The sequence below is a fragment of the Streptomyces sp. MUSC 14 genome (genome assembly GCF_001866675.1).
Taxonomy (GTDB): domain Bacteria; phylum Actinomycetota; class Actinomycetes; order Streptomycetales; family Streptomycetaceae; genus Streptomyces.
Window position 1 is genome coordinate 53810 of the sequence record NZ_MLYN01000090.1, and the last position, 11377, is coordinate 65186.

Here is an 11377-nt window from a genome sequence, read left to right on the forward strand (position 1 = left end):
CAAGAGCGGAGCCAAGCATGCCGATCGCAAGGCTCGCAAAGCAACGAACACCCTGCTGAAGTTCGCGCCGCCATGAGCTATGACTTGGCTGGTTGGGACGGGGTCCGATCCTCGCTGACGATGCTGCGGCGCTTGAGGTCTTCGAGGACCTGCACGGCAGATTCATGAGAGGCGCGGGTCAGTCGCCGACCGCACGTATCAGGCAGTACGTCGAAGGGCTGGTGAACCGGTGGCCTGGACCTGGGTGACGACGATGAGGACGAGCACGCGAGTCCTTGGTCGGACGGCCCTTGATCAACAACGCGAGTGGTCCGACTTCTATTTCGGCATGGTCTTCAGCAAGTGTCAGGAGGCCGCCGTGTTCGCTGCCGATCTGGCCCCGTCCTCCGGCCTGGTCTGCTTCGATCCGCAAGATCGGCGTCTGGTCCCCTGAGTCTTTGTTGTCCCCGATCACGGCTGGGTGAGGATGAACTCTTGCCGTGTACGGGTTGGCGGGGCTTCAGAACGGGCGGTCGGCCGTGCCCAGGACGACGAGTTCGGTGCCGTCCAGCAGCTCCGCGAGCGCCTGCGGCGCTTCGCGCACGTGGAAGTAGTCCCACTGGGCGCGGCGGATCACCTGGTCCGGGGGCTGAGCGCGCGCAGCACGTCCCAGTGCAGGGCCTGGGCCCAGACGTAGCCTGGCTCACTGTCGACTCCATGTCCTGCGCGTCGATCGGGTCCGCGAGCACGGAGGCCAAGCGGTGACTGTCCAGGGGCCCGACGGCGAAGTCCAGGAACGCAGCGGGGGGGGCAGCGCCCAGGGGCGCGTCGTCGGCGCTCTCAACTTCCCGGCCCGGCCAGGAGCCGTAGCGGTGGGCGCGCACTCCGTCCCGCCAGGCCTCCAACTCCATTCGGTCGCCGTCGTACTGGAAGCCGGCCGGCACCGGGGCGCCCAACTCGGCGCTGATCGGCCCGGCGAGTGGGATTCGCGTCGTACGCGGCCGGCCCCGCCTTCTCCGCGATCATCGCCGATCCCGCTTGCCTTTGGCCAACTCCGCGAGCATCCCGGGGCTGTACCTGAGGAGATCCCGGGCCTGCTGGAGCGACTGGCCGAGGTGCCCGACCCTCGCGATCCGCGCGGCGTACGGCACGCTCTGGTCGCGGTGCCTGCGCTGACCGCGTGTGCGGTTCTGGCCGGAGCGACCGCCCCGCTGGCGGTGGGTGAGTGGATCACCGAGGCCCCACCGTCCGTCCTGGAGCGCCTTGGCGTACGGCCCGATCCGCTGTCCCGAAAGCGGTGCGTGCCGGCGGAGGCGACGGTGCGGCGGCTGCTGGGCCGTGTCGACGGCGGCGCGTTGGACCGGGCGGTGGGCCGCTGGCCGGCCGACCGGCGCGCTGGGGCCGACGGTCAGTTGCATGCGGTGGCGGTCGACGGCAAGACCCTGCGCAAGGCGGCCAGGGCCACGGGCCGGAAGATTCATCTACTCGCCGCCTGCGACCACCTCTCCGGCCTGGTCCTGGCCCAACTCGACGTTGGCGAGAAGACCAGCGAGATCATCTGCTGCCGGCTTCTGCTGGAGATCCTCGCCGACCTGGCGGGCGTGGTCGTGACCAGCGACGCGATGCTCACCCAGCGCGAGCACGCCTGCTACCTGCTCGGCCGAGGCGCGCACTACTTCGTGATCGCGAAAGGGAACCAGAACAGGCTCCACAAGCAGCTCAAATCCCTTCCCTGGAAGCAGATCCCGCTGCAGGACCGCACCCGCGACACCGGCCACGGCCGCGGCGAGGCCCGCCGCATCAAGGTGTGCACGGTGAACAGCCTGTTCTTTCCCGGCGCCGGCGAGGCCGTCCAGCTGAAGCGTCGCCGAATGGACCGCAAGACCGGCAAGCCAGGGGACCGTCAAGACGTTCGTGTCCTGCCTTCTCGGCAAGCTCGGGCTTCGCGACCCCGTTCAGGTTGGTCGTGTACGCCTACCGCCGGGGGTTGGTGATCCGATGCGGTTCCGCACAGCGGCCAGCCGCGCGGCACCGAGGTGGTCGCCTGCGCGTATGGGTGAAGCGGGCGGACGGCGCCGACTACGACGTCGCTGCTCCCATGGCCAGCGCGGTTCGCGCCAGCCCGCGCAGCCAGGCGTGGGCGTGGTCGGTGTCGTAGCGCTGATGCCATGACAGGTATATCGGTGCCGACGGCATTTCGAGTGGGAGGGGGAGCACGACCAGGCCGAGGTCGGCGACCGCTGAGCGCGTGGTGGCTTCGGGGACGCTGATCAGGAGATCGGAGCCGCGCGCGAACTCCAGCGCGGCCGCTTCCATGGGCGCGGTCGCCACCACGCGGCGGGTGAGGCCGAGTCGCGCGAGGGCGTCGTCGAGGGCATTGCTGAGGCTCCCGCGTCGCGAGACGGTGACGTGCTCAGCGGCGGCGTACCGCTTTGCGGTGACGGTCCTGACGCGGGTGAGGGGGTGCCCCTGCCTCACGACGATGACGAGGCGGGTGTCGCCCACGTTCTCGGAACGGATGTCCGGTGCGCTCGGGCGGTTGGCGTTCGCCTCCAGGTCCACCTCGCCGCGCCGCAACTCGGGGGTGTCGACGCTCGATTCCGCGACGAAGCGCAATCGCACGCCTGGCGCCTCTTCACGCACGGCCGAGAGCAGCGCGGGGCCGCTCAAGGCGACCAGGGAATCATGCCAGCGGAGTGTGAAAGTCCGCTCCAGCGTTGCCAGATCGAGTTCACGGCTCGGTGCCAGCACTCCCTGAACCTGGTGCAGCAGCTCGTGTACCTGTTCCCGGACGGCGATCGCGTACGGCGTCGGGGTCATCGTGCGGCCGGTGCGCACCAGGATCTGATCCCCGGTCGTGCGCCGGATCCGGCCCAGACTCCGGCTCATCGCGGGGGCGGTGACGTGCAGGCGCGCGGCCGCCCCGGCCACACTGCCCTCCTCCAGCAGCGCGTCGAGCGCAGCGAGCAGGTTCAAGTCCAATTGCATGTGAGTAATCCTAGCCGTGCTTTACATGCATTTGAAGTTAATCGAGGGGCTGTATACCTTCGAGGCCAGAGCGCTGAACAGAGCGCGTAGTTCGGCCCGAACGGCCCCATCACCGCCTACTCAAAAGGGAGTTCACCATGTCCGTAATACTTGGGACCACTGACGTCGCCGCCTCCGACGTCGACCTGCTCGGCCAGATCGCGATCGCCGTGCGTGAGGCCGGTGCGGCACTGCGCGAGCGGTTCGGCGAGGTCGTCCGCTACCAGACCCGTGAAGAGCTGATGCGCGCGCTCGCCGACAACGACGACACGGCTCTCGACATCCTGCGCCCCCGCCTCACGCGGCTGCGTCCGGATGCCGGGTGGGTGGAGGACGAGCTGGACGGCGGAGCGCTGCCGCCAGGCGAATGGTGGGTCGTGGATCCGGCCGAAGGCAACGTCAATCACCTGCACGCCCTGCCGGAGTGGGCGGTGACCGCCACCCTCGTGCGAGACAACCGTCCCGTGCTCACCGTGGTCCACCTGCCGTTGACCGGCGAGACCTACACCGCGCTCACCGGCGCGGGCGCCTACCTCGACGGTCGGCCGCTGCACGTCTCCCGGACCGCGGACCTCGGCCTGAGCATCGTGGCCACCAGCCAGGCCCGGCCCGACGAGGACGAGAAGGTCGTGCGCCGCGTCGGCTCCTCGATCACCGCGATGCTCTTCGACGCGCTCGTCGTCCGCACTTCCGTGCCCGCGACCCTGCACCTGCTGAACGTGGCCGCCGGCCGGATCGACGCCTTCTGGCAGTTCGCCGGCGCCCGCGCGGACCTGTTGCCCGGGGCGCTGCTCGTCACCGAGGCCGGCGGACAGATCTCCGACGCCGAGGGCCGTCCCTGGACCCCGCAGAGCGAGAGCTTCCTGGCCGCCGCGCCCGGCATCCACGCCGAAGCCGTCGCCACCCTCTCCCGCTGACCGTGCACCACACCCGCACCCACGCAAGGACCACATCACCATGACCACGATCGCAGTACTCGGAAACGGCCGCGTCGGCGGCAACCTGTCCACAGCCCTCACCCGGGCAGGGCACGAGGTGACCGTGGCGGACCGCGCGCCCGGCGCAGCCGCCGACGCCGCCCGCACAGCCCAGATCGTCATCAACGCCACCCCCGGCGCCGGCTCCCTGGAACGGCTCGCCGCCCTGCGCGAGGAACTGCGCGACAAGATCCTCGTCGACGTCTCCAACGCCACCGTCGACGGACCGGACGGACTGCCCGCCGACCTGGTCTACCCCGGCTCAAGCCTCGCCGAGCAGCTCCAGGAAGCACTCCCCGAAACGCACGTCGTCAAGACACTCAACACCATGCTCTTCCCGGTGATGACCGCACCGGCCACGCTCACCCAGACACCGACCGCCTTCCTCTCCGGCGAGGACCCGCAGGCCAAGCAGACCGTCCACGAACTGCTCACCGACCTCGGCTGGCGCAAGGAGTGGATCACTGATCTCGGCGGGATCCAGACCGCCCGCGCCACGGAGGCCGCAATACTGTTCGTACCGCATGTGATCCGTTCCACCGGATTCGCGCCCTTCGCGATCTCGATCGCCCGCTGATCCGCACACCGTGCACCACCCCCGGTGGGCTCACATTCAGAGCAGATACGACAGCGCAGCCAGGGCCGGCTGTTCAGCGCCGGACGGCGACCCGTGGCCACCCTTCCCGGAGCCGTCGGCCTCGCACCGAGGAATCGGCCCGTCTCATGGCGTACGCGGTTGCGGAACTGGTCGCGAATCTGCCCGCCGACACCCGCGGCGGCCGCCGACACCGGCCTCCTACTCGCCGATCCAAGTACGCGTGCGCGTGGAGCGCGGGCCCGGCCGTGACCGGGGTCGCGCAGCGCCGGGCGGCATCGCGCCGCCGCCGCTCCATTCCTGCGACCGTGCAGCGCTTGGAACAGTCATTCCAATCCGTGTCGTATCGCCAGCTTCGGAAAGGTCTTCATCATGTCTCTCGACCCTCAGATCGGTGCCCTGCTCGAGAAGTTAGCCGAAGAAGGCGCACCGGCACCGGAGAGTCGAACGGTCGGGGAGAACCGCGTCCTCGTGAGCAGCTTCTCCGCCCTCGCGGGCGATGTCGAGCCCGTCGACAGCGTGCACGACGCAGTGGCCGCGGCCGAAGGCCTCGAGGTCCCCATCCGCATCTACGCCCCCGCCACCCTCCCTCGCTCACGGCCGCGGCCCGTGACGGTCTTCTTCCACGGCGGCGGATGGGTCCTCGGAAATCTGGACAGCCAGGACCACATCGCCCGCATGGTGGCCAACCGCTCCGGCACGATCGTGGTCTCCGTCGACTACCGGCTCGCGCCCGAACACCGCTTCCCGGCAGGGATCGAAGACGCCTACGCCGCCCTGACGTGGGTCGCGGCCAACGCCGGAAGTTTCGGCGGCGACGGGCAAAACATTGCGGTGTTCGGCGAGAGCGCCGGCGGCAACCTCGCCGCGGCCCTCGTGCAGGAAGCGCAGCGGCGCGGGGGACCTCAGATCGCACTGCAGGTACTGGCGTACCCGGCGGTCGACCGGTTCGACGACAGCCCCTCCATGTACGAGAACATGGCCGGACCGTTGCTGAGCCGCAGCTGGCTCGAATGGTTCTGGGGCCTTTACCTCAACACGCCCGACGAAGGCGCAGACCTGCGCGTCTCGCCGGCGCGCTCCGACGAGCTGGCTGGGCTTCCTCCCGCCGTCATCGTCACCGCCGAACACGATCCGCTGCGGGACCAAGGCGACCGGTACGCACAGAAGCTCACCGACGCCGACGTGCCGGTCACGCATCTCCCGATCAAGGGTGCCACCCACGCTTTCTTTTCGTTCACCGGGTCGGTGCAGCTCTCACGGGACGTCTTGAATCAGCTCGGAGATGCTGTGGCCACGGCGTTCAATGACTGACCCGCCCAACATTGCCGCTTGCACCACGCTTAGGCGCGGCGGAGGCTTGGCGTCCCGCGACCCCACCACTTCTGGGTCGACCACGAACAGGTCGCTGACAACAGCGTCGCCGTGCTGCGCGTCGAGGCTGGCCGGGATCCCTGCAGCAGGGCACTGACCGGGCTTGTGGGAGAACTGTCCAACCGCAGTGAAGCCTTCCGCATCCGCTGGGCCTCGCGCGACGTGCACCTGGATCTCAGCGGATGAGAGCAAGTCAGTAGTCTGCTCACGCCGGGTGACACGCGTCGGTGATGTAGACCGCCGGGCCCTGCTCACCAGGCCGCCTCCCAGAGAGCGACCTGCCGCAACCTGGCCGCCAGCACGTGCTGTTCGCTGATGGGTGATGTCGCGGTGTGACGATCATCAGGCAACGGCTGAGTGAGCTACGACGGCGTGCCTTTGCGGGGCGCACCGGTCCCGGCGGCACCGGCAAGAGCGCACTGTTGGATGTTCTGGCGGATGTCGCCGTGACTGCGGGCGCCGATCCGGTCACGATCGACGGCCGCCACGTGCCGCCGGGCCCAAGTTCCCTTGAAGCGCATTCCATCGGCGGTCGGGCGGTGCTGCTCCTCCACACCCACGAGCTGCTCGCCCCGATCGACGACTGGGTACGGGACGAGTTCCTGCCCGCGCTGCCCGCTGACGCGGTCCTGGTCATCGCGGCACGACGACCGCCCTCGTCGCCGTGGTTGGCCGACCCCGCCTGGCGCGCGCTGATACGGGTCGTCGCGCTGCGCAACCTCGCGCCGCGCGATGGCCGCGCCTACCTGGCTCGTGGATGCGGTACGGCGGGGCGGTGGTGTACTGCCGCGCACACTCGGGGACCTGCCCGACGTGGTGCGCGGGTTGCTGACCCTCACCCTGGACGAGGTGCCGGGTCCGCGCCATCGGCTTGCGTTGGAAGTCAGCGCGCACGCCAGCGTCATCACGGAGAACGTCCTGAGATCGGTGCTCGGCGACAACGCCGGGGAACTGTTCACGCGGCTGCGCACGTTGTCGTTCGTCGAGGAGGGACCGTACGGTCTGTTCCCGCACGACATGGTCCGCGACGTCCTTGATGCCGACCTGCGGTGGCGCGACCCGGAGCGTTGCGCTGAGGTGCATCACCAGGTGCGGGCCGGCTTGGTCGCGCCGATCCGCTCGGCGCCGGACGCACGGGAGCAGCAACGGCTCCTGGCCGACACCATAGTCGTGGCCTGTCCGCGGACCAGGCTCGCGGCATACGTCGCCGCCGCACGGCCGGTCGATCACCATATCGATGCGCTGCGGCAGGAAGACACGGCCCCGATCGTTGACTGGCGACCCGGGCTCAGGGGGCGGAACAGGCCGAGCTGGTGGCGTACTGGATGCGGCGCCAGCCCGGAGCCTTCCGGGTCTTTCGCGGACGGGCCGGGGAGCCGCAGGGGTTCGGCGCCTGCCTCGACCCGTGCGCCGAGGACTTGGGGGTGGATCCGGGTGTCGACAGCATGTGGCAGTACACCCGGCGGCACGGCGCGGCACGCCCCAGCGAGCACGTGCGGGCCTGGCGGTTCTTCCTCGACCGTGACCGTGGGCAGGCTTCCTCGCCGTCGCTGACTCTGTTCGCCGTGTGCCAGGTCCTCGACATCCTCACTCATGATGGCTCGGCCTGGACGTTGGTGGGGGCTTACGCGGATGCCGGGTTGCGGGGGCCGACACTCGGATATCTGGACTTCTGGACGGCAGCCGAGGCGGCGTACACGATCGGGGATGCCATCTACCCGGTCTTCGTCCACGACCGGCGGCGCACCGGCCTCGCCGAGTGGTTCGAGCTCATCGCGGCCCGCGAGGTGGGTGCCCCGGCCCGGCCGGCGGAGGAGCAGACAGCCGAACTCGCGCTCTCCCAGGCCGAGTTCTCCCAGTCGATCCGCGCGGCGCTGCGCGATCTGCACGTGCCGCAGGCTCTGGGGCGCAATCCGCTGATGCGATCGCGGGTCGTGCGGTCATGTGCCGCGGGACTCGGCGAATTCCTCGCGATGGCCGCCGAGCCGTTGCGGGCCGACCGCCGCGGCCTGTTCGAGGTGGTCGACCGCACCTTGCTGCACCCGGCCGGCCCGCACGAGCGCGTGGCCCATTCGCTGCACCTGTCCTTCAGCACCTACCGCCGGCACCGGGACCCGGCCGTGGCTCACATCGGGGACTGGATGTGGGAACGCGAGGTCTGCGGACACCAAGTGGACACCGATTGACCTGTTTCTGGGCATGTGTCGATGACCGCGCTGGTGCAGGCCTGCGCGGTGCCGATGGCGATGCCGAACCCGGCGGCGATCTGCGCAGGGGGCCCGCGCTTGCGCAGGTACACCAGAGCGACCAGGGCACGCTGGTGCGGCGGGAGCTTGCACTGGCGGTGACCCTCGCGGGTGACGATAAACATCGTGACCCACTCGATGAGCGCATGGGGCAGGTCGAGTGCGGCAGGACGAGGGACCAACGAGGTTCCTGGGCCGATGGGTTGAGACCTCGAACACCTCACTCAACGGCGCGGGAGCCTTGTCCGTTGTGGTCACGGTTCCGGTCACTCGATCGGTGGCCACACTGGAATACCACAATTACTCCGGGCGCCAGTCAGGCCGATGCCGGTGGAGGCCCCGGTCACGAGGGCGGTCTTGTTGTCCAGCTGTCCCATGACGTTCTCCGAACTGTTGATGTAACTGTTGTGGTTACGTTTAGGGCCGCGAAAAGCGCCCTGCTGCCGCGGCCCGGCGAGGCCCGCGGTCGACGTCAGGTGGCTCTCAGCACGTCGTGCAGCACATCCTCCAGCGTGGTTCTCGCCGGTTCCGCGCGGAGAGCGGTCTCGACCCCGTCGTAGACGACGCCCAGTACCGGCGCTATGCCGTGGCCCACGACGCACTCGGGATCGGGCGTGGCGGGGTGCAGGGCGAAGACCGGCCCCGGCTCCACCGCCTCGTAGACGTCCAGCAGAGTGATCGTCGACAGGTCCCGCGACAGCGTCCAGCCGGCGCCGGCGCCTCTTCGCGAGTCGGCCAGGCCGGCCTTGCGCAGCTGGGCCAGCAGGCGGCGGATCACCACGGGGTTGGTGTTGACGCTCGCCGCGATCTGGTCGGAGGCGGCCACCTCGTGGCCGCGGCGCTGGTACAGGCCGATCCAGGTCAGCGTGTGCACGGCGACGGTCAGCCTGCTGTTGGCACCCATGCCGTCCATCACCTCCCGTCACGTTGCAACAATAATAGTTACGGCTGTTCTCGGCGGCTGCCCTGGGTCGGCTCCCTGAACGGAGGCTCCGCTCGGGGAGCCATCGCGACGGCCACGGCGGTCTTCGTCACCGCCGGTCGGCCGGGTCGCTCCGGTCGCCTGCGGTGCGGTGCGCGGTTCCGGGGCCGCCGGCGCAGGCGCCGGCAACACTCCCGGCGGCCCGCCCGCGGCTGCGCCGTCGACCCGGATCTCGCCATGCGGCGCCCTCGAGCAGGGCCGACACTCGGAAATGTGAACACGACGGACAGGTCAGCGCATGACTCTTCGAACCCGCACCGGGCATCGGACGCCGACGTTCTGGTGGTCGGGGCCGGCCCGACCGGCCTCCTGCTCGCGGGTGACCTCGCCAAGTCCGGGGTCAATGTCTGCCTGCTGGAGCGACGCGACCACGAATCCAATCTGAGCCGCGCCTTCAGCCTCCATGCGCGAACCCTGGAACAGCTCGACGCCCGGGGCCTGGCCGACGGACTCCTGCGAATCGGCACACCTACCCGGGCCCTGCGTCCGTTCGGCCGTCTCAATATCGACTTCTCCAGGCTGCGAACGCGCTTCCCCTTCATCCTCACCATTCCTCAGTGGCAGGTCGAGCGCGCCCTGCTGCGCCGGACCGAGGATGCGGGAGCCACCATCCTCCGTGGGACCCAGGTCACCGGGCTACGGCAGGACCCGGACGGTGTTGACGTGGATGTCCGCCATCCAGACGGCAGCATGGCCACACTTCGGGCCCTCTACGTCGTCGGCACGGACGGGGCGCGCAGCACCGTCCGGCAGAGCCTGGGTATGCCGTTTCCCGGCAAGTCGGCCATTCGCTCCGTGATGCTGGCCGATGTGCTGCTCGACCGCGTCCCTGACGAGATTTTCAATTTCAGCTCGAATGAGGAAGGTTTCACGTTCTTCGCGCCGTTCGGGGACGGCTGGTACCGGATCATCGGCTGGGACCGGCGCCGGGAGATGCCTGACGATGCACCGGTCACCTTGGAGGACGTCCGGGACATCACCACGCGCACGATCGGCAACGACCTCGGGATGCACGACCCGCGGTGGCTTTCCCGCTTCCACAGCGACGAGCGGCAGGTACCCCACTACCGGCAGGGACGGGTGTTCCTCGCGGGCGACGCCGCACACGTCCACTCGCCCGCCGGCGGCATGGGCATGAACACCGGGCTCCAGGACGCCGCCAACCTCGGCTGGAAACTGGCGGCCGTCCTGCACGGCCGGGCTGGTGACGCACTGCTGGACAGCTATCACGCAGAACGTCACCCGGTGGGGCGCATGGTCCTGCGCGTCAGTCACGCACTCCTCACGGCCGTCACCACCGGGTCACCTCTGATCCGCGCACTGCGGGCCGCGCTGGCTGACGTCGCGCACCAGTTGGTCGTGGTGGAGGCGCGCGCGGCACGCGGCATTTCCGGCATCGGGATCATCTACCGGGCACCCCGCGGCTCTCATCCGCTCGTCGGACGCCGGGTACCGGACCTTCGTCTGGCTGAGAAACCGGCCCGGCTCTATGAGGCACTGCGGGAGGGCAAGTTCGTGCTGGTGGGCCGCGAAGTCGCTGCGATGGCGACGCCGTGGGCGGAGCGAGTGGTGACAGTCGCCCCGGCGACCAGCCTGCGCTCGACGCTCCTGGTCCGGCCTGACGGCTATGCCGCGTGGGCGGCCGAGGACCCCGACCCGGATGAGGTCCGCAAGGCTCTGACGCAGTGGTTGGGCTCGGTGGACCGCCAGCAGGCGTGAACGGGTCTCCCGCTCCGAGGTTCCCCCGGTGTGCGGGAGGTGCTGATCGGTCAGAGGCGGCCTCCCGGTATCAGGCAGGCCAAACCCGTCGGCGAGGGCCTGGTGCTGCGAGTCGAGCGGGCCGCCAGTACGCCGACGTCGAGAGCAGCTCGGATGTTGTGGTGTATCGCGGCGCCAACGCCAGGAAACCATGTTCAGTCACGATCAGTGACGATGCCACCGGTTCGGCCGCACAGTCCACAGCATTCAGGCCCACACCTCGGGGTCAACCAGCCGACCAGCACACTCACTCGCGCACAGCCGAACCACAAGCGATCATCGCCGGCCGACAGTCAGTCCCGTCGCTCAGGTGGCATCTACTGCGACTCGTCGCAGCGATCGGAGCTGACTCGTCGGCCTCGGTGCTGATCATGGGAGAAATGACAACCTCGAGAGCATCCCAGGGGTCCACGCGCCGTGGTGGCACGCCTTTCGGGTG

The 11377-nt window shown here is 69.3% G+C and carries 8 protein-coding genes and 2 pseudogenes; 7 read left to right on the forward strand and 3 right to left on the reverse strand.

Annotation, left to right across the window (positions count from 1 at the left end):
- The first annotated feature begins 851 nt into the window (after positions 1 to 851).
- On the forward strand, positions 852 to 1973 hold the full coding sequence (locus tag BIV25_RS43180) for an ISAs1 family transposase (protein ID WP_256257164.1): 1122 nt from the start codon (positions 852 to 854) through the stop codon (positions 1971 to 1973).
- 85 nt (positions 1974 to 2058) lie between these two features.
- Here the strand turns inward: BIV25_RS43180 and BIV25_RS43185 are convergent, their stop codons facing one another.
- Positions 2059 to 2967 (reverse strand): LysR family transcriptional regulator, encoded by a 909-nt coding sequence (locus tag BIV25_RS43185; RefSeq protein ID WP_071378062.1) that lies wholly within the window; start codon positions 2965 to 2967, stop codon positions 2059 to 2061.
- Positions 2968 to 3104: 137 nt separating this feature from the next.
- Between BIV25_RS43185 and BIV25_RS43190 the strand changes: the two genes are divergently transcribed.
- From BIV25_RS43190 to BIV25_RS43205, 5 genes and pseudogenes are all read left to right on the forward strand, one after another.
- Positions 3105 to 3923 (forward strand): 3'(2'),5'-bisphosphate nucleotidase CysQ, encoded by an 819-nt coding sequence (locus BIV25_RS43190; RefSeq protein WP_071378063.1) that lies wholly within the window; start codon positions 3105 to 3107, stop codon positions 3921 to 3923.
- Between the two features lie 40 nt (positions 3924 to 3963).
- Positions 3964 to 4560 (forward strand): NADPH-dependent F420 reductase, encoded by a 597-nt coding sequence (locus BIV25_RS43195; RefSeq protein ID WP_071378064.1) that lies wholly within the window; start codon positions 3964 to 3966, stop codon positions 4558 to 4560.
- Between the two features lie 390 nt (positions 4561 to 4950).
- Positions 4951 to 5892, forward strand: a complete 942-nt coding sequence (locus BIV25_RS43200; RefSeq protein ID WP_071378065.1) for an alpha/beta hydrolase — start codon at positions 4951 to 4953, stop codon at positions 5890 to 5892.
- 66 nt (positions 5893 to 5958) lie between these two features.
- Positions 5959 to 6138 (forward strand): annotated as a pseudogene (locus BIV25_RS54845) (transcriptional regulator); the annotation flags it as partial.
- A 1127-nt stretch (positions 6139 to 7265) separates the two neighbouring features.
- A complete protein-coding gene (locus BIV25_RS43205) occupies positions 7266 to 8138 on the forward strand; it encodes a hypothetical protein (protein WP_071378066.1) in 873 nt (290 codons plus the stop codon).
- A 23-nt stretch (positions 8139 to 8161) separates the two neighbouring features.
- Here BIV25_RS43205 and BIV25_RS48670 read toward each other — a convergent pair.
- Both BIV25_RS48670 and BIV25_RS43210 read right to left on the reverse strand, forming a co-directional pair.
- Positions 8162 to 8380, reverse strand: a pseudogene (locus tag BIV25_RS48670) (transposase family protein); the annotation flags it as partial.
- Between the two features lie 290 nt (positions 8381 to 8670).
- Entirely contained in the window at positions 8671 to 9102 is a 432-nt protein-coding gene (locus BIV25_RS43210; RefSeq protein ID WP_071378096.1) for an Rrf2 family transcriptional regulator, read from the reverse strand.
- 291 nt (positions 9103 to 9393) lie between these two features.
- Between BIV25_RS43210 and BIV25_RS43215 the strand changes: the two genes are divergently transcribed.
- Positions 9394 to 10899 (forward strand): FAD-dependent monooxygenase, encoded by a 1506-nt coding sequence (locus BIV25_RS43215; RefSeq protein ID WP_256257153.1) that lies wholly within the window; start codon positions 9394 to 9396, stop codon positions 10897 to 10899.
- The last annotated feature ends 478 nt before the right edge of the window (positions 10900 to 11377 follow it).

Excerpts from the sequence above, each read along its gene's own strand:
- BIV25_RS43185 (WP_071378062.1), bottom strand. The coding sequence starts at position 2,967 with ATGCAATTGGACTTGAACCTGCTCGCTGCGCTCGACGCGCTGCTGGAG.
- BIV25_RS43190 (WP_071378063.1), top strand. The coding sequence starts at position 3,105 with ATGTCCGTAATACTTGGGACCACTGACGTCGCCGCCTCCGACGTCGAC.
- BIV25_RS43195 (WP_071378064.1), top strand. The coding sequence starts at position 3,964 with ATGACCACGATCGCAGTACTCGGAAACGGCCGCGTCGGCGGCAACCTG.
- BIV25_RS43200 (WP_071378065.1), top strand. The coding sequence starts at position 4,951 with ATGTCTCTCGACCCTCAGATCGGTGCCCTGCTCGAGAAGTTAGCCGAA.
- BIV25_RS43210 (WP_071378096.1), bottom strand. The coding sequence starts at position 9,102 with ATGGGTGCCAACAGCAGGCTGACCGTCGCCGTGCACACGCTGACCTGG.